Here is a 17,203-nt window from a genome sequence, read left to right on the forward strand (position 1 = left end):
GCACTAGACCACCAGACCGAGCAGCAGGACCACGATCAAACCGGAGACCGAGAGAACGGTTTCCATGATCGACCAGGTCTTGATGGTCTGGCCGACGGACATCCCGAAGTATTCCTTGACCAGCCAGAAGCCGGCGTCGTTGACGTGCGAGAAGAACACCGAACCGGCGCCGATGGCCAGCACCACCAGGGAGAGTTCGCCACCGCTGAGTCCGTCGAGGAGTCCAAGGATCAGCGACGACGCGGTGATGGTCGCGATGGTCGCCGAACCGGTCGCCAACCTGATCAGTGCGGCAAGGACCCAGGCCAGCAGGATGACCGAGATGTTGGCCTCTTTGGCCCAGTCGGCCAGGAGTGTGCCGATGCCACTGTCGACGAGCACCTGTTTGAATCCGCCACCCGCAGAGACGATCAGCAGGATGCCGGCGATGGCCGGAAGCGCTGCGCCCGTGCACTTCGCGATGGTGTCGCGATCCATGCCGGAACCCCGGCCGAGGGTGAACATCGCAACCACCACGGCGATCAGCAACGCGATGACCGGCGTGCCCATCACGTCGAGTACCTGCCGAACGATCTGGTCGTCGTTCTCGATGAAGATCTCGGCAATCGCCTTGCCCAGCATCAGGACAACCGGGAGCAGCACGCTGAAGATGGTGATGCCGAAGGACGGCCGTTTGGTGGTTTCACCATCGGACGGGTCGGCGTCGAACGTGGTCGGGACCGGCAGCACAACCCAGCGGCCTGCCAGTTTTCCGAAGAGCGGTCCGGCGACGATGATCGTCGGGACAGCGACCGCAACACCCAGGGCGAGCGTGGTGCCCAGGTCGGCACCGATGACATCGATGGCGACCAGCGGACCCGGATGCGGCGGAACAAAACCGTGCATCGCCGACAGACCGGCCAATGCCGGGATGCCGACGGTGACCAGCGACAGTCCGGAACGTCGCGCGACGAGGTAGATGACCGGCATCAGCAGGACCAGGCCGATCTCGAAGAACATCGGCAGGCCGATGATCGCGCCGACCAGCGCCATCGCCCACGGCAGCATGCGCGGTGAGGCATGTCCGACGATCGTGTCCACGATCTCGTCCGCGCCACCGGAATCGGCGAGCAGCTTGGCGAACATCGCGCCGAGTGCGATCAGGATGCCGACGCCGGCGGCCGTGGATCCGAATCCTTTGGTGAATGAGTCGAGCACGTCCGGAATCGCTTCACCGGCAACAATTCCCACGGTGAGGCCACCGCCGACCAGTGCGAGGAAGGGATGGAACTTCGCGACGGTGATGAGGACGACGATCACCGCGATACCGGCCAGCGCCGCCAGGATCAGTTGCCATCCGGGCGCTACGGGTTCAGGCAACTCCGTATCGGCTGCCAGCACAGCCACAGATGCGGCGTTCATCAGTTCTCCTCCGTGATGCTCGGGTCGGCGCCTGCGGCGGCGACATAGGCCTCGACGATCTCGTCGATGGTCTGGTCGATATTGATCTCGTAACCGTGCTCATCGGCCCCGAGGGGCTCGAGGGTCTCGAACTGTGAGGCGAGCAGGGACGGCGGCATGAAATGTCCGGGCCGGCTGGCCTGCCGTCGTCCGATCACCTCGGGCGTGCCGGACAAGTGCACGAATCGCACCGTCGGGCAGTGCGCACGGAGTTGGTCGCGGTATTTGTGCTTGAGAGCCGAACAGCTCATCACGCCCCCATTGCCGTGCTCGGCGAGCCATCCACCGATCGTCTCGAGCCAGGGATACCTGTCGGCGTCGTCGAGCGGGTGGCCTGCCGACATCTTCGCGATGTTGGCAGCCGGGTGAAAGTCGTCGGCGTCGGCAAACGGGACGCGGAGCCGTTGCGCGAGTGCGGCGCCGACCGTCGACTTGCCCGAACCCGACACCCCCATCACAACCAGAGCTGATCGCATGCCTTCTCCTCGCCACGTTCTGCTGACTTACCGCAGATCAGTTCAATAGTCATACTTTTGCAAGCGTGTCCGTCATAAAACCATTTCTTTGGTACACGAGCAAGCGAATGAGAAGATAATTGCGTGGCATCTGACACAACCGCGGGTGAATTGCACAGCAGTGTTGTGACCGATCTCGGAATTCGGATCGTGTCCGACGACCACTCCGCCGGAGATGTGCTGACACTCGACGGCGTCGGCAAGCACTACGGGGTGTCGCGGACGGTCGCACGCGAGGCCATCCGAGTGCTGGAATCCATGGGCATGGTGGCCTCCCGCCGCAGGGTGGGGATCACCGTTCAGCCCAAAGAGATGTGGAACGTCTTCGACCCGCAACTGATCCGCTGGCGCCTCGACGCCGGCGAGCGAACAGAGTTCCTGCTGACGCTCTCAGAATTGCGCCGCGGGTTCGAACCGATCGCCGCGGCGCTCGCTGCCGAGCGCGCCGACGAGCATCAGTGCCGCATTTTGGCGGCCGCGGTGTCGGACATGGTGGTGCACGGACGCTCCGGCGACCTCGACCAATATCTACTCGCGGACATGATCTTTCATCGCACCCTGCTCGAGGCAAGCGGCAATGAGATGTTCCGGGCGCTCAGCGATGTGGTCAATGAGGTCCTCACGGGACGGACCCATCACGGCATGATGCCCACGCGCCCCAACCCCGCCGCGATCGACCTCCACGATCAGGTGGCGCGGGCCGTTCGGCTCCGGGATCCGGCAGATGCGGAACGGGCCATGCGCGAGATCATCGTCGAGGCCGCGGCCGCCGTTTCCGACCCGGACAGCGCTCAGTAACGGTTCCCGGGCCGGAAGATCTGCGACGGCTTCATCCGCTGCGACGACGGCAACCACTCATTGACACCCCGGCGCAACGCGAACAGCGCAGAGAACAGCAGCAGCACGAATTGCAGCCATCCGATGATCCGAATCGCCGCAGGCACCGACGGGTAGTCGAAGAGCAGGTCGATGCCCATCGGGATGCACAGGAGCATCACCAGAGCCATCGTCACGTAGATGTTGCGCGCACCGCGACTGCGGCGACGACCGACCGCAACCAGCAGCGGGTACTGGACGGCCAGCAGGACGAGGGTGGTGATCAGCATCGCAGGCGGGAAGAACCCGGCAATCGAATCGATCTGGTCAGCCGGTGCGGCGTTGCTGGGGTCGTCCCGGACACCCTCGTGAAGACGGTCTTTCAACAGATCGGTGGTCGAACCCAGATTCGCGAACCCGTAGATCACACCGATCAACGCCGCTGCTGCGGCACCGAGCCACAACAACCAGGCGTGGTACAACGACGCAGGCGGTGGGGTGTCGTCTTCGAGGTCGGCGTGGTCCTTGTCCTTGGATGTTCGGCCCTGCGCGATCCTGGCCATGTCGGCCGCGTCGAGTTCCGCCAGCGACGGCATCCCTTCCAGATCAGGCGGCACGATCACCGAGTCGTCCGGCCCGGCCTCTGATTTCTCGAGGTTCGGGCGGTCGCGCTTCGGTTCGGTCGGCTGATCGCCTGGGTCCTGCGTCACACTGTCGATTGTTGCACTCGCGAAGTCCTGCCCCTCCGCAGGCCATGTCCACAAAATGAAGCGAATTTGGTTTCACGGGAAACAACGAGGCCAGGCGGCGATCAGCCGATCTTCAGCATCCGGCCGATCGTTGCCTGCCACAGCGCGCCGTCGGCGCTGATGGTCCCGGTGAGCTGCATGGGTTCGTCGACGGGTGCGATCCCCACCTGGGTACGCGCCCGACGCTGCCCGGTGTGGAAGTCGACGGCGGTGTAGTAGACCGGGCCGACCTGCTGCACTCCCCCACCAGGTGCGAGCGGCCCGTAGCTCAGCGCATAGATCAGGCCGTCGGCGCGGGAGAGCTTGGGCAGGGTGGCCATGCGGTCGTCGCTTTCCCAGACCCGATGGCATCCGTTGTCGGACACATCGATACGCGTCATCCCACCGGTAAATGCCGCTGCCGGTGGGTCACTCGGTCCGGAGGTGGCAAACGGGGGATATCCGAAACCATAGGTACTCGGGATGACGATCGAGTTGCCCCACGCCATCGGCGAGTTCTCGGTTCCCTGACCGGATGTTCCGAACGCATCGGTGCTGCACACCGGCGAACCGTCGGCGGAACGGTAGACCAGCAACTTGGGCCGCGGAGCATCGTCGACGATTGCCACCCACTCGTCGCCGTTCGGTCCGAAATAGGTTGGCGTGGTGCCCGATCCCGGTGCCAGCTGGCCTGGTCGTCGAACACCTTCGGTCTCGTACGTGGCCCGCCAGCTGATCAGTGGTATCCCCTGCTGATCAGCCCGCATCTCGTACAACGCCCGGCTGGTCAGGATCGACGCCCCGCCCCGGCGGATGGTCAGACCGTTGGTGAGCTTCTCGCCTGCCGGCAATTGTGTGGACCCGACATGACCACTGTCATCGACGGTGCCGATGACACCGCCCGTGGTCGCAAACCAGATACGCCCGTCGAAGTCCGGCGCGAGTCCGGTGATCGCGTCGCCGGATGGGATCTGTTCACCGACATCCAGGCGCTCGTCGACGAACAGTTGCCACCGCCCGTCCGGGTTCTTACGGTGGGCGATCTTGAGGATCGAACCCGAACCGTCCGCCATCACGACCCGGTTGCGGCTGTCGAGATAGCCGTACACCCCGCCGAGCAGTCCACCTTTGGTGAGCTGCAACGACGCGATCGGTTGGGCTGTCGCGGGGTCGAAGAGCGCCACGGTCGGGACGGCGAATCCTGGCGGATTCACACCGACGTAGCCGGTACAGAGCGCGACCGGCAGACCATCGCTCCCGATGAAGGTCGCCGCGCAGGCACCGCCGGGCAGTGATGACGCGAGCAGCTTTCCACCGGCTCCGGGTCCGGCGTTGGGCGTCGAATCGGTCGACGCCAGATCTCCGTGGATGAGTGCGGTTCCGGCCGGGCCGACGTCAGGGGCACCCGGATCAGCCTGCGCGACCGGCGCTGTCATCACCAACGACAGGACCACCGCGAGAAACAACACCAACCGACTCCCAGAGCGCGTCACCCGCATATCCAAACATGGCGCGGCCTACTCGCCCCGAAAACTGGCAAATATCGGGATGCCGAGGGCTATATGCCCTCGGCGCACTGGTATTTCACAGTTTTCAGGGTGATCGAACCTGAACTCACCCGAATCCGTCTGATCACCATGGATTTCGGTGTCTATTCGACCAAAGAGCTGCACCGGCACGGGCTGAGCGCCTGGCAGATCAGGCGCGAGACCGACGCCGGTGGACTGATCGGACTGCGGCAGGGTTGGTATGCGACGCCGACAGCTGATCCGGACGTGGTCGAAGCGGTCCGGGCCGGCGGTGTGCTCGGCTGCGTGTCGGCACTGAGCAAACAGGGGCTGTGGGTGCCGCCCGGATACCGGCGGGTCCACACCCGACCGACCCGGCACGGCGAACTGACCAGCAACCGGACGTGCAGAGGATTCGGGCGGCCTCCCCCTGCCCGGACCGCTGTTGACCCAATCCCACCGCACTGCTCGCTGCGGCACGATGCATGAGCACCGAGCACTGGATCGCCACCTGCGATTCCGCACTGAACACAGCCGAGCTGACAGTGGCTCAAATGGCGTCGGAGATGGGCACGTCGTCCCGGCGGGTCGCCGGGCTCCTGGACAAATGCGATCCGGCATCCCAGTCGGGCACCGAATCGATCGTCCGCGTACGACTGCGGGCGGTTGGGTTCGCGGTTGTCGTTCAGCCTCAGATCCCGGGCGTCGGCCGGGTGGACCTAGGGGTCGGGCGGCTACTTCTCGAGTGCGACAGCGTTCGGCATCACACCAGCTTGGACAACTACCGCAATGATCGTCGTCGCGACCGTCGCGCGTTGGTCGATGGCTGGCTGACCATGCGCATCACCTACGACGACGTGCTCTACGGCTGGGACGGGGTGCTCGCCGACATCCGGGCGATCACCCGGCCCGATCGCCACCGCACGCCCCCACGGCCCTGAAGTCTGCCAAATAGAGGAACTCCGAGGGCTATTTGCCCTCGGAGTCCTGCTATTTGACAGTTTTCAGGGTGTCAGACCCGACTAGACCAGGAGTTCGGCGATCTGAATGGTGTTGAGTGCCGCGCCTTTACGAAGGTTGTCGCCCGAGACGAACAGTGCCAACCCACGGCCTTCCGGCGCACCCGGATCCTGACGAATACGTCCGACCAGGGAGTTGTCTTTACCGGCAGCATCGAGCGGGGTCGGAACCTCGGTCACGGTGACGCCGGGCGCGCCCTCAAGGAGCTTGGTGGCTTCCTCGACGGACAGCGGCCGTTCGAACTCGGCATTGATCGACAGAGAGTGCCCGGTGAACACCGGAACCCGTACGCAGGTTCCGCTGACCAGCAAATCAGGAAGTCCGAGGATCTTGCGCGATTCGTTGCGCAGCTTCTGATCCTCGTCCGTCTCACCGGAGCCGTCGTCGACCAGCTCGCCGGCCAACGGCAACACGTTGAAGGCAATGGGCGCAACGTATTTCACCGGAGCAGGCAACGAGACCGCGGATCCGTCGTGGACCAGCTTCTCGGCATCGTCGATGCCGGCACGCAACTGCGAGACCAGCTCTTCGACGCCGGCCAGTCCGCTGCCCGACACCGCCTGGTACGAGGAGATGATCAGACGCTGCAGACCGGCTGCCTCGTGCAGAGGCTTGAGGACCGGCATCGCGGCCATCGTGGTGCAGTTCGGGTTGGCGATGATGCCCTTCTTGGGATTGCGCGCCTCCTCACCGTTGACCTCTGAAACCACCAGCGGCACATCGGGATCCTTGCGCCACGCCGACGAGTTGTCGATCACCGTGACACCGGCGGCGGCAAAACGCGGTGCCTGCTCGCGGGACATGGTGGCACCGGCCGAGAACAGCGCGATGTCGAGCCCGGTGGGATCTGCCGTTGCGGCATCTTCCACCACGATCTCGCCACCACGCCACGGCAGCTTCTTGCCCGCCGACCGCGGCGATGCAAAGAACCGGATCTCGTCGGCGGGAAAATTACGCTCTTCCAACAACTTTCGCATGACGGCGCCGACCTGACCGGTGGCACCGACAACACCAACACGTACACCCATGGTTATCGCCCCGTTCCGCCGTAGACAGTGGCTTCTTCTTCGCCACCGAGATCGAAGGCGGCATGCAGCACGCGAACAGCCTCGTCGAGTTCGGTGTCGCGGCACAGCACCGAGATGCGGATCTCCGACGTCGAGATGAGTTCGATGTTGATCCCGGCCTCCGACAACGCTTCACAGAACGTCGCGGTGACGCCCGGGTGCGACTTCATGCCGGCACCGACCAGCGACACCTTGCCGATGAGATCGTCGTAGAGGATGGAGCTGAAGCCGATTTCGTCCTTGAGCTTCGTCAACTTCTCGACGGCCAGCGGTCCGACTTCCTTCGGACACGTAAAGGTGATGTCCGTCTTTCCGGTCGCAACCTCGGACACGTTCTGCAGAACCATGTCGATGTTGATCTCGGCGTCGGCGACTGCGCGGAACACCTTGGCGGCATAGCCGGGCTTGTCGTCGAGCCCGACGATGGTCACCTTGGCCTCGCTGCGGTCGTGGGCAACGCCGGTGAGGATGGCTTCTTCCACGGGAATGTCCTCCATCGATCCGGACACCATGGTGCCGGGCTTGTTTGAGTACGACGAGCGCACGTGAACGGGAACGTTGTAGCGGCGGGCGTATTCCACACAGCGCAGCATCAGGACCTTTGCGCCACAGGCCGCCATCTCGAGCATCTCCTCGAAGGAGACGGTGGCCAGATGCTTGGCGTTCGGAACGATCCGCGGATCGGCGGTGTAGATACCGTCGACGTCGGTGTAGATCTCGCAGACATCGGCCTTGAGGGCGGCCGCGAGAGCAACCGCGGTGGTGTCCGAACCACCGCGTCCGAGCGTGGTGATGTCCTTGGTGTCTTGCGAGACACCCTGGAAACCGGCGACCAGGACGATCTTGCCTTCGTCGAGCGCCGACCGAACGCGGCCGGGCGTGACGTCGATGATCTTCGCCTTGCCGTGGCTGCTGGTGGTGATCACGCCTGCTTGAGACCCGGTGAACGACTGCGCCTCGGCGCCCAGGGAACTGATCGCCATCGCCACCAGGGCATTGGAGATCCGCTCACCGGAGGTGAGCAGCATGTCCATTTCCCGCGGTGGGGGTGATGGGCAAACCTGCTCCGCCAGGTCGAGGAGTTCATCGGTGGTGTCACCCATCGCGGACACGACAACCACAACGTCATTGCCGGCTTTGCGCGTCGCGACAATGCGCTCCGCCACGCGACGAATGCGTTCGGCGTCGCCCACTGACGAGCCACCGTACTTCTGCACGACCAGAGCCACGCAGTTTCCTTTCTCTCGCTTGCATCGAGCTGCCAAAATCAGACAGCGGGAAGAACACAGGACCGCTACTGCCCCGTGCAAGGATAGCCACCTGCATCTTCACGTGCGCCGACGCATCGGACGCGGCCACTCGGTCGATGCCTGCGGCCGGTCCACACTAGGATCCGTGAGGTGCTGAGCCGAGCGACAATCGAAACCGTCAGCGACCGGCTGTACAAGCACCGCAGCTGGATCGAACCGATAGCGGCCTTCCTGGTGATTCGCCTTATCGGACTGCTGACCTTGCAGCGGTTCGATCAGCTCCGCAGCGGCGGCGGGCTCGGGTCGGTGTTGTCGGCCTGGGACGGCAAATGGATGTTGGCCATCGCAGAGCACGGCTATGGTGGCGTTCCTCTCACCCAGACCGACGCGCAGGGAATGCGCGACTCCGATACGCCCTACGCCTTCTTTCCTGGGTACCCGATGCTCGCCGGTGCGGTCGACAAGATCCCCGGTTTCAGCACGCTCGGTGCTGCGCTCACCGTCAATGTGTTCCTCGGGGCACTTGCCGCGGTGGGTGTGGCACGGATCGGCACCATCTGTTGCGAGCAGATGCAGAATCGGCCGAACCCACCACGGTGGATCCCGGCCCGAATCACCAGTTGGTTCACCGAGGAACGCGACGAGTCCGGTGAATCCCGCCTCTCCAAGGCCGATCCGGCACGGGCGGGCCTGCTGCTCTCGGTGTTTTTTGCCGCGGCCCCGATGGGCATCGTGTTGTCGATGGCCTACACCGAGGCGCTCTTCTGCGCGCTGGCCGCATGGACGCTGGTGGGTGTCCTGCAGCAGCGTTGGCTGCTGGCCGGTACCTGCGCGATGCTGGCCGGGCTCAGTCGTCCGACCGCGGTGGTCCTGATCGGTGTTGTCATCCTGGCCGCGGCACTGCGGCATCGCGACGGCTGGCGCGCCTGGGTCGCGATCGCGATCAGCCCACTGGGTTATCTGGGCTATCTGGCGGTGGTGTGGCACAAGACCGGTGAGCCGCTGGGCTGGTTCCGCATCCAGACGCAGGGGTGGAACACCGAGATCGATTACGGCAAAGCCGCTTTCGACTTCGTGAATTTCGCGCTGGTGAACTCCCCCGAAATCGCGCCGGTGGCGACCGCGTGGATCATCGTCATCACCATCGCGTTGGCTGTCTACAGCTTTGTGGATCGGGTGCCCTGGCCGGTGTCGGTGTACGGCGCACTCGTTGTCGTCTCGATCGTGGCCTCGAGCGGACTGATGATGAGTCGGCCCCGACTCCTGCTTCCCGCCTTTGTTCTGCTGATCCCGTTCGCCATCGGTCTGGCCAAACGCCGGACATCGACTCAGGTGATTGTCGCCATCATCGTGATCACCTCCAGTTCCTGGTTCGGCGCCCACATGTTGACGGTCTATCCGCACGCCATGTGACCGGCCATCCAACCCCCACGAATTCGCGCCACCTACCTGCGTTCGCGCCGGTTGCAACCGGCGCGAACGTCAGTAGGTGGCGCGAATTTGTGAGGTCGACGGGATCAGCGGGTGCGCTGGGCCCTGGCTTCGAAGCCGTCGCACAGTGCCTCGATGCCTTGATCGAGGAGATACCGCGGATCGGTCAGTTGCGGGTTGCCGGTTCCCACGAGTTCTGCCAGATGCGGCGGCGGCGTGCCGTCGGGTCTGCCGGCCAGCAATCGCATGAATCCGCTTTGTCCGCCGTTCTCGTCGGCCCGGTCGTGCAGCAGACGCTCGGCGACAGTACTGAGGACCGTGCCTGCGATGAGATTCCAGAGCGACAACGCCATCTCGGTCGCCTCCGCGGTGGTGATCTCCAACTCCAGGAAGGCGTCCACCAGCCAGTCCAGGCAGTTCAGACTCTGCGGCCCCATGCTGCTGCGCGGTGAGGCAAACGCCAGCAGGACCCAGGGATGGCGTTGGTAGAGGTTCCAGTCGACGTCGGCCGCGATCAATGCCCGCCGACGCCAGTTCGCGTCACCGGGAGGCGGATAGGGAAAGCGGACACCGATCTCGTCGGACATGGCCATGAGCAGGGCATCCTTGTCGGACACATGCCGGTAGAGCGACATCGTCCCGACGCCGAGCCGGTCGGCGATCTTGCGCATCGTGACCGCGCCGAAGCCGTCGGCATCCGCGAGTTCGATCGCAGCATTGACCACTGCGGCGCGGGTCAGTTTGACCCCTTCGGAGCCCTGTTCGGGATCAGCAACACTCATCGGGCAGACCTCCTTCGCTTGACCATTCTCCCGATGGTTCCGGAACCAGGGAATAAATGCTTTGCGTACAACGTACCCATATGCGTACGTTGTACCCAACCCTATCGACCAGGAGTAGTGCAGTGAGCATCACGGACCGCCCGGCCAACAGCGGAGCCGAGGCGAAAGATCATCGCCCCGACCGCCGCGCGTGGTTCGGGCTCGCCGTCCTCACGCTGCCCGTGTTCCTGGTCTCGATGGACTTCTCGGTCCTATACCTCGCCATCCCCACCCTGAGCGCCGAACTGGCGCCCTCGGCGGCACAGCAACTCTGGATCGTCGACATCTACGGCTTCCTGATCGCGGGTCTGCTCATCACGATGGGCAACCTCGGTGACCGTTTCGGTCGACGGCGACTACTCCTGGTCGGCGCGACACTCTTCGGCGTCGCGTCCGCAGTCGCCGCCTTCGCGCCGGATGCCTCATCGTTGATCGCCGCCCGCGCCATCATGGGTATCGGCGGCGCAACGCTGCTCCCGTCGAGCCTGTCGCTGATCGGCAACATGTTCCCGAATGCCGTGACCCGCGCCAAAGCGATCGGTGTCTGGACCGCGGCCTTTGCCGGCGGATCCGCACTGGGTCCGGTCATCGGCGGCGTTCTGCTGCACCACTTCTGGTGGGGCTCGGTGTTCCTCATCAACGTGCCGGTCCTGCTGATCCTCCTCGCACTCGCTCCCCGCCTGGTCCCCGAGTACCGCTCGGGCAGTACCGACCCGTTCGACGTGCTCGGCATCGCACTGTCGATGCTCGGCATCCTGCCGCTCGTGTACGCGATCAAACATGGTGCGGCAGAAGGCCTCGACAACACCACGCTGGTCTTTGCGGCGATCGGAATCGTCGGCATGTGGCTGTTCATCCGGCATGAACGTCGCACCCCGTTCCCGCTGCTTGAGCTGAAACTGTTCCGCAACGCGCGGTTCTCGGCAGCGATCGGCAGTGCACTGACGGGCATGATGACGCTCGGCGCCTTGAGCTACCTCACCGGCATCTACCTGCAGTCGGTGCTTGGACGAGATGTGATCACCGCGGCCCTCCTCGGTCTTCCGATGGCCATCGCCGTCGCGGTCTTCTCGATGAGCGCCTCCCGGATCGCGGCGCTTGTCACGGTCCGCTGGGCCTTTGTGATCGGCATCGCGTTCGCCGCCATCGGTAACGCCGGGATGATCTGGCTCGGTGTCTCCGAAGGTGTCGGGGTGTATCTGGCCAGCTCGGCGATCGCCGGTATCGGTTACGGCATGATCTTCTCGCTGGTCTCCAACGTCGCGGTGTCGTCGGTTCCGACCGAACGCAGCGGTGCGGCCGTCGGCATCTCCGAGACCAGCTTCGAGCTCGGGACCGCGTTCGGCCTGGCCATCCTGGGTTCGGTCGCCACCATGGTGTTCCGTCGCAACACCGAGAACACCGGGGCCAAGGACACCTTGTCGGAAACCCTCGATCATGCGCAGGACCTCGACCCGTCCGCCCAGACCACGCTCGCAGATACCGCACGCAGCGCATTTGTCGACGGCCTTCACGTCACAGCGGTGGTCAACGTGGCACTCTTGGCTGCGATGGCCGTCATCGTCGCGGTCTTGCTGCGCACCCGCACACCGGCCGCGCAACCGGTCGAGTAGGAGCCAAAGCGGCTCCATCACAAGGAGTTACAACCGTGCCCCTACATCCGATCCTGGCCGGACGGTGGAGCGCCCGCGGCTACGACAATGCCGCGGTGATCTCCGAAAAGCAGCTCGAAGAAATCCTCGAGGCCGGTCGATGGGCACCCACCGGCGGCGGCAACCAGCCGGTTCGTTTCCTGGTCGGGGTGCGCGGTGACAACACCTTCGCGGGTCTTGTCGACGGACTCAAGCGCGGCAACCAGTCCTGGGCCCCGGCCGCGGCCGCGTTGATCCTGTTGTGCACTACGGACATTCCGGACGAACCGAAGATGCAGGACTACGCAACCATGGACGTCGGTCTGGCTGCGTCGCAGATGATCACGCAAGCGCAGGCAGGCGAATGGAATGCTCATCCGATGGGCGGGTTCCGCGCCGAGGCGATGATCGAGAGGTTTGCGATACCGCCGGGCCATCGACCACTGCTGATGGTGGCCATCGGCAAGCTCGCCGCCCCGGACACATTGGCCCCCGATGTCGCAGAACGTGACCGGCGCGAGCGCACGAGGTTGCCGATGAGTGATGTCGCCTTCAGCGACATCTGGGGCAATTCGTATGGTCCCGAGCAGTGACGGGACCCTCTTTGGAGTTCGACAACGACGGGAGTAGAGTGCCAAACATGCAGCGCGTGCTCCTTCTCCTTTGCCGCGGCGGGGTCTGATCCAGACCGGCTTCCCGTCGCGGGATTTGTGACGCGCCGGTCTTGCCACCCACCACCCTCGGAGATTGACCCAATGCCTGCCGCAGATGCTTTCACTTCCAATGCCAGCCGAATCGTAGAACCGGCCGGACCCATTCCCGCTGATCAGCCCGCATGGAATCCCCAGCGCAACTCAGCGATGCCCGCGCACCGATACCGTCCGTTCGCCGACGAGGTCGAGCCGGTAACCCTCCCCGACCGCACCTGGCCCGACAAGGTCATCGACCGCGCACCCATGTGGTGTGCCGTGGATCTGCGCGACGGCAACCAGGCCCTGATCGACCCGATGAGCCCGGCCCGCAAGCGCCGCATGTTCGACCTGCTGGTGCGGATGGGCTACAAGGAGATCGAGGTCGGTTTCCCCTCGGCCAGCCAGACCGACTACGACTTCGTCCGCGAGATCATCGAGGACGGCGCCATCCCGGACGACGTCACGATCCAGGTGCTGACGCAGAGCCGCGGTGAACTCATCGAGCGCACCTTCGACGCCTGCCGTGGTGCCGCGAATGTGATTGTGCACTTCTACAATTCGACGTCCATCCTGCAGCGCCGCGTGGTCTTCCGCGCCGACAAGGACGCGATCAAGAAGATCGCAACCGACGCCGCGCACAAGGCCAAGACCGAAGAGCTCAAGTACCCGGACACCAACTGGCGCTACGAGTATTCACCGGAGTCGTACACCGGCACCGAGCTCTCGTTCGCCAAAGAGGTCTGCGACGCGGTCACCGAGGTCATCGACCCCACACCGCAGAAGCCGATCATCCTCAACCTGCCTGCCACCGTCGAGATGGCAACACCCAACGTGTACGCCGACTCGATCGAGTGGATGCACCGCAACCTGGCCCGCCGCGATTCGGTGATCCTGAGTCTGCACCCGCACAACGACCGCGGAACCGGCGTCGCCGCAGCAGAATTGGGCTACCAGGCCGGCGCCGACCGGATCGAGGGCTGCCTGTTCGGCAACGGTGAGCGCACCGGCAACGTCTGTCTGGTGACGCTGGGCATGAACATGTTCAGCCGGGGTGTGGACCCGCAGATCAACTTCTCCGACATCGACGAGATCCGCCGGACCGTCGAATACTGCAACCAGCTCGGTGTGCACGAGCGGCACCCGTACGGTGGCGATCTGGTCTACACGGCCTTCTCCGGAAGCCATCAGGACGCCATCAACAAGGGCCTGGACCAGATGAAATTCGATGCGGACGCAGCAGATTCCGACATCGACGACATCACGTGGGCAGTCCCCTACCTGCCGATCGACCCGAAGGATGTCGGCCGCAACTACGAAGCGGTCATCCGGGTCAACAGCCAGTCGGGCAAGGGCGGCGTCGCCTACATCATGAAGGCCGACCACGGCCTGCAGCTGCCCCGGCGTCTGCAGATCGAGTTCAGTCGCGAGATCCAGAAGATCACCGACGGCGAGGGTGGCGAGGTGTCGCCCAAGGAGATGTGGGACGTCTTCGCCGAGGAGTACCTGCAGCCGGTCCGCCCGCTCGAGCGCATCAAGCAGCGTGTCGATGCAGCCGAGATCGACGGCGGCGAAGATCAGATCACCGCCACGGTCAAGATCGACGGCAAAGAGAAGGAGATCTCCGGAGCCGGCAACGGTCCGCTGGCTGCCTTTGTCGATGCGCTGTCGACCGTCGGCTATCAGATCCAGGTCCTGGATTACTCGGAGCATGCGCTCACCTCGGGTGACGATTCGAACGCCGCCGCCTACGTCGAGGTCGAGATCAACGGTGAGACCGTGTGGGGCTGCGGCATCGCGCCGTCGATCACCACCGCATCGCTGCGGGCCGTTGTCTCCGCCGTGAACCGCTCGGTGCGCGCTGCCGGTGGTGCAGAGGTCGCCGAGGACAGCGAGCAGGCACCTCGGACCTGGGCCCCGTAACCGCGGACCAACACCCAGTAGCAATTTTTTGCGCCGTCCAGCAGTGATCACTGCTGGACGGCGCAAATTCAGGTAGGGCTCTAATCGAGTTCGCGCGCCTCGGCGACCAGGGCACTGACGAGTTGACGCACGGCGCCGCGGTCCTGCGCCCCCGGACGACTGAGCGCCTCGTACACCCGCGCCGCCCGGACGCCGGTGAGCACCAGACGGACAACGTTGGGGTCGAAGACGGAATACCGCGGCATCAGGGCAATCCCGTGCCCTCGCGCCACCAGCGCCTCGATCGCCCGAAAGTCGTTGATCCGGTGCATCACCCGGGGTTGAACTCCGGTGATCGCGGCCAGCGACAGCAGCACGTCGTCGACGGGGAATCCATCGCGGACACTGATCCAGTCCTCGTCGGCGAGTTCACCGAGCGTGACCTCGGTGCGTCCGGCATGACGATGGGCGGGACCGACCACCAGGTCGATGGGTTCACGCATCACAAACGTGGTTGCAACGCGGGCCGAGACCACCTGCGGCGCCCGCTCGTCACGATGTGTGAGAACCACATCCGAATCGGACAGCAACGCCGGCGCCTCCTGGTATCGCACATCCTCATCGCGGGCGATCAACGCAATACCGGCCTCACCCATCCGCTCCATGAGTCCGGGCAGGAGCAGGGCGGCACCCGACGGGAACATCGAGATCCGCACGGAACCGACCGCATCGTCGCGATACGACGCCATCTCTTCGGCCGCACGATCGACCGCCAGGACGACCTCGTCCGCCCGCAGGACCAGGGCCCGACCGGCCTCGGTCAGTCTCACCCGCCGGCCATCCTGCTCGAGCAACGCGATGCCTGCCTCCCGGCCGAGGACCTTGAGCTGCTGCGAGACCGCCGACGGTGTCATGTTCAACGCATGCGCGACGGCGCCGACCGTGCCGCGGTCGGCAAATTCTCGCAGTATCCGTAAGCGCTGCAGGTCCATACCCGCAACGCTAGCCGCGGTGCCGGTACTAACGGCGCCGGACCGCCATGCGCCCGCCGCGCCGCGGCGCATAGGCCACTCCGCGTCCGTGCCAGCGTTCTGAACGGGCATCGGTGCCGACGATCTCGAAGTCACGCAGGACATCGCGCAGCACCACGTCCATCTCCATGTTCGCGAATGCCGCTCCGATGCAGCGCCGGGTACCGCCACCGAACGGTATCCACGCAGCCGATGGCCGATTGCCGACGAATCGTTGCGGATCGAAGATCTTCGGGTTCCGGAACTGTTCGCTGTCGTCGTGCATCAGCGAGATCGCCACGAGAATGGTGGTGCCCTTAGGGATTTGCCATTGCCCCAGTTCATATTCCGCAGCCAGGACGTGCCGGCCGGCGAAGTCGATCACCGGACGGCTGCGTTGTACTTCCAGGATGGTGGCCTGCCGCAGCTCGGATCCACCCTCCGCGACCTCGGCGGTCAGGCGCGCCACCAATTCCGGGTGCCGGGTCAGCCGTTCAAACGCCCAGGCGAGGGTGTTGGCGGTGGTCTCGTGTCCGGCGGCCAGGAGTGTGGCCAATTCGTCGGCCATCTCTTTGGTGGTCATCGCCGACCCGTCGTCGTACGAACTGCGCATCATCAAAGCCATGATGTCCGTGCGGTTTTCGAGATCCGGGTCCCGCCGCGCCGTGGCGACCATCTCCGCGATGATCGAGTCGTACTCGGGCCGCAATTTCCCGAACCGAGCCCAGGGCCCGATGCGGCCCTTCTGCACGGAGTCGGGAATGGTCGCACACCGCGATCCGGTCTCGACCATCGGCGGAATGACCTCGCGCAGCGAGTCGAAATGCTCTCCCTGGGCACCGAAGACGGCTCGCAGGATCGCATTCAACGTGACCCTCATCATCGGGTCGACTGTTGCGAACTCCTCACCCTCGGGCCAGGTGGCGGTCTCCTTCGCCAGCTCCTCGGCCACGATCTGCTCATAGACCTTGATCGCCTTGCCGTGTAGCGGTGGCGTGAGCAGTTTGCGCCGGTTGCGATGCTCCTCACCTTCCAGGGCGAACATCGAACCCTCGCCCAGGATCCGGCTGAGGTTCGGCTGGACGTTGCACAGGACGTCCGAGGGCGTGGTGAACACCTGCTTCGCCAACTGCGGATCGGCGACCACCACCGATTTGCCGAACACCGGTATGTCGATGGTGAACACCGGACCAAATCGCTTGGCCGCCAATGCCATCGACTGACGTCTGGAAATCACGAACGGCAGCGCCTGCAGTGCCCGCGGTAACCGAAGCCCGGGCGGGAGATGTGCGACTCCGGCACGATCTTGGTCGATGGTCGCCTCGTGTCGAACTGCACTCATGCCGAACCACTCCCCGCCAGTGTTCTGAGTCAC

Annotated in this window: 16 protein-coding genes; 7 read left to right on the forward strand and 9 right to left on the reverse strand. The window is 64.5% G+C overall.

Annotation, left to right across the window (positions count from 1 at the left end; all coding sequences use genetic code 11):
- Positions 1–3: 3 nt before the first annotated feature.
- The gene (locus AC1D75_RS00965) at positions 4–1,401 is read right to left on the reverse strand and encodes a GntT/GntP/DsdX family permease (protein WP_495513469.1); all 1,398 of its coding nucleotides are present in this window, start codon (positions 1,399–1,401) and stop codon (positions 4–6) included.
- Positions 1,401–1,916 (reverse strand): gluconokinase, encoded by a 516-nt coding sequence (locus AC1D75_RS00970; protein WP_495513470.1) that lies wholly within the window; start codon positions 1,914–1,916, stop codon positions 1,401–1,403. Before AC1D75_RS00970 ends, AC1D75_RS00965 begins: the two co-directional genes overlap by 1 nt.
- A gap of 123 nt (positions 1,917–2,039) precedes the next feature.
- On the opposite strand from AC1D75_RS00970, the gene AC1D75_RS00975 reads away from it, so the two are divergent.
- Entirely contained in the window at positions 2,040–2,753 is a 714-nt protein-coding gene (locus AC1D75_RS00975) for a FadR/GntR family transcriptional regulator (RefSeq protein WP_495513471.1), read from the forward strand.
- Here the strand turns inward: AC1D75_RS00975 and AC1D75_RS00980 are convergent.
- A complete protein-coding gene (locus AC1D75_RS00980) occupies positions 2,747–3,481 on the reverse strand; it encodes a hypothetical protein (protein ID WP_495513472.1) in 735 nt (244 codons plus the stop codon). The two genes, AC1D75_RS00975 and AC1D75_RS00980, sit on opposite strands and share 7 nt — an antisense overlap.
- Before the next feature lie 101 nt (positions 3,482–3,582).
- Positions 3,583–4,998 carry a hypothetical protein gene (locus tag AC1D75_RS00985; protein WP_495513473.1) on the reverse strand — a complete coding sequence of 472 codons (1,416 nt, stop codon included), beginning with the start codon at positions 4,996–4,998 and terminating at the stop codon, positions 3,583–3,585.
- Between the two features lie 99 nt (positions 4,999–5,097).
- On the opposite strand from AC1D75_RS00985, the gene AC1D75_RS00990 reads away from it, so the two are divergent.
- Positions 5,098–5,496, forward strand: coding sequence for a hypothetical protein (locus AC1D75_RS00990; RefSeq protein WP_495513474.1), 399 nt, complete (start codon positions 5,098–5,100; stop codon positions 5,494–5,496).
- Positions 5,493–5,948 carry a putative endonuclease domain-containing protein gene (locus AC1D75_RS00995; RefSeq protein WP_495513475.1) on the forward strand — a complete coding sequence of 152 codons (456 nt, stop codon included), beginning with the start codon at positions 5,493–5,495 and terminating at the stop codon, positions 5,946–5,948. The genes AC1D75_RS00990 and AC1D75_RS00995 overlap by 4 nt, the downstream gene beginning before the upstream one ends.
- 81 nt (positions 5,949–6,029) lie before the next feature.
- Here AC1D75_RS00995 and AC1D75_RS01000 read toward each other — a convergent pair whose 3' ends face one another.
- Together AC1D75_RS01000 and AC1D75_RS01005 are read right to left on the reverse strand one after the other, a co-directional pair.
- Positions 6,030–7,055, reverse strand: a complete 1,026-nt coding sequence (locus AC1D75_RS01000; RefSeq protein WP_495513476.1) for an aspartate-semialdehyde dehydrogenase — start codon at positions 7,053–7,055, stop codon at positions 6,030–6,032.
- Between the two features lie 2 nt (positions 7,056–7,057).
- Positions 7,058–8,323, reverse strand: coding sequence for an aspartate kinase (locus AC1D75_RS01005; RefSeq protein WP_495513477.1), 1,266 nt, complete (start codon positions 8,321–8,323; stop codon positions 7,058–7,060).
- 171 nt (positions 8,324–8,494) lie between these two features.
- Between AC1D75_RS01005 and AC1D75_RS01010 the strand changes: the two genes are divergently transcribed.
- Complete coding sequence (locus tag AC1D75_RS01010) at positions 8,495–9,757, forward strand: putative hexosyltransferase (RefSeq protein WP_495513478.1); 1,263 nt, start codon at positions 8,495–8,497, stop codon at positions 9,755–9,757.
- 104 nt (positions 9,758–9,861) lie between these two features.
- On the opposite strand, the gene AC1D75_RS01015 is transcribed toward AC1D75_RS01010, so the two are convergent.
- Positions 9,862–10,557, reverse strand: coding sequence for a TetR/AcrR family transcriptional regulator (locus AC1D75_RS01015; protein WP_495513479.1), 696 nt, complete (start codon positions 10,555–10,557; stop codon positions 9,862–9,864).
- Between the two features lie 122 nt (positions 10,558–10,679).
- Here AC1D75_RS01015 and AC1D75_RS01020 point away from each other — a divergent pair, with 122 nt between their 5' ends.
- The 3 genes from AC1D75_RS01020 to leuA all read left to right on the forward strand — a co-directional run bounded on the left by AC1D75_RS01020 (position 10,680) and on the right by leuA (position 14,839).
- Complete coding sequence (locus AC1D75_RS01020) at positions 10,680–12,209, forward strand: MFS transporter (protein WP_495513480.1); 1,530 nt, start codon at positions 10,680–10,682, stop codon at positions 12,207–12,209.
- Between the two features lie 35 nt (positions 12,210–12,244).
- Positions 12,245–12,820, forward strand: coding sequence for a nitroreductase family protein (locus AC1D75_RS01025; protein ID WP_495513481.1), 576 nt, complete (start codon positions 12,245–12,247; stop codon positions 12,818–12,820).
- Positions 12,821–12,982: 162 nt separating this feature from the next.
- On the forward strand, positions 12,983–14,839 hold the full coding sequence (leuA, locus tag AC1D75_RS01030; RefSeq protein ID WP_495513482.1) for a 2-isopropylmalate synthase: 1,857 nt from the start codon (positions 12,983–12,985) through the stop codon (positions 14,837–14,839).
- Between the two features lie 80 nt (positions 14,840–14,919).
- On the opposite strand, the gene AC1D75_RS01035 is transcribed toward leuA, so the two are convergent.
- Together AC1D75_RS01035 and AC1D75_RS01040 are read right to left on the reverse strand one after the other, a co-directional pair.
- A complete protein-coding gene (locus AC1D75_RS01035) occupies positions 14,920–15,810 on the reverse strand; it encodes a LysR family transcriptional regulator (RefSeq protein ID WP_495513483.1) in 891 nt (296 codons plus the stop codon).
- 28 nt (positions 15,811–15,838) lie between these two features.
- Complete coding sequence (locus AC1D75_RS01040; protein WP_495513484.1) at positions 15,839–17,170, reverse strand: cytochrome P450; 1,332 nt, start codon at positions 17,168–17,170, stop codon at positions 15,839–15,841.
- Between the last annotated feature and the right edge of the window lie 33 nt (positions 17,171–17,203).

This window comes from Williamsia sp. Y712 (genome assembly GCF_059445525.1).

Coding starts and splice junctions, on each gene's coding strand:
- AC1D75_RS00965 (WP_495513469.1), bottom strand. CDS start 1,401: ATGAACGCCGCATCTGTGGCTGTGCTGGCAGCCGATACGGAGTTGCCT.
- AC1D75_RS00970 (WP_495513470.1), bottom strand. CDS start 1,916: ATGCGATCAGCTCTGGTTGTGATGGGGGTGTCGGGTTCGGGCAAGTCG.
- AC1D75_RS00985 (WP_495513473.1), bottom strand. CDS start 4,998: ATGCGGGTGACGCGCTCTGGGAGTCGGTTGGTGTTGTTTCTCGCGGTG.
- AC1D75_RS00995 (WP_495513475.1), top strand. CDS start 5,493: ATGAGCACCGAGCACTGGATCGCCACCTGCGATTCCGCACTGAACACA.
- AC1D75_RS01000 (WP_495513476.1), bottom strand. CDS start 7,055: ATGGGTGTACGTGTTGGTGTTGTCGGTGCCACCGGTCAGGTCGGCGCC.
- AC1D75_RS01015 (WP_495513479.1), bottom strand. CDS start 10,557: ATGAGTGTTGCTGATCCCGAACAGGGCTCCGAAGGGGTCAAACTGACC.
- leuA (WP_495513482.1), top strand. CDS start 12,983: ATGCCTGCCGCAGATGCTTTCACTTCCAATGCCAGCCGAATCGTAGAA.
- AC1D75_RS01035 (WP_495513483.1), bottom strand. CDS start 15,810: ATGGACCTGCAGCGCTTACGGATACTGCGAGAATTTGCCGACCGCGGC.
- AC1D75_RS01040 (WP_495513484.1), bottom strand. CDS start 17,170: ATGAGTGCAGTTCGACACGAGGCGACCATCGACCAAGATCGTGCCGGA.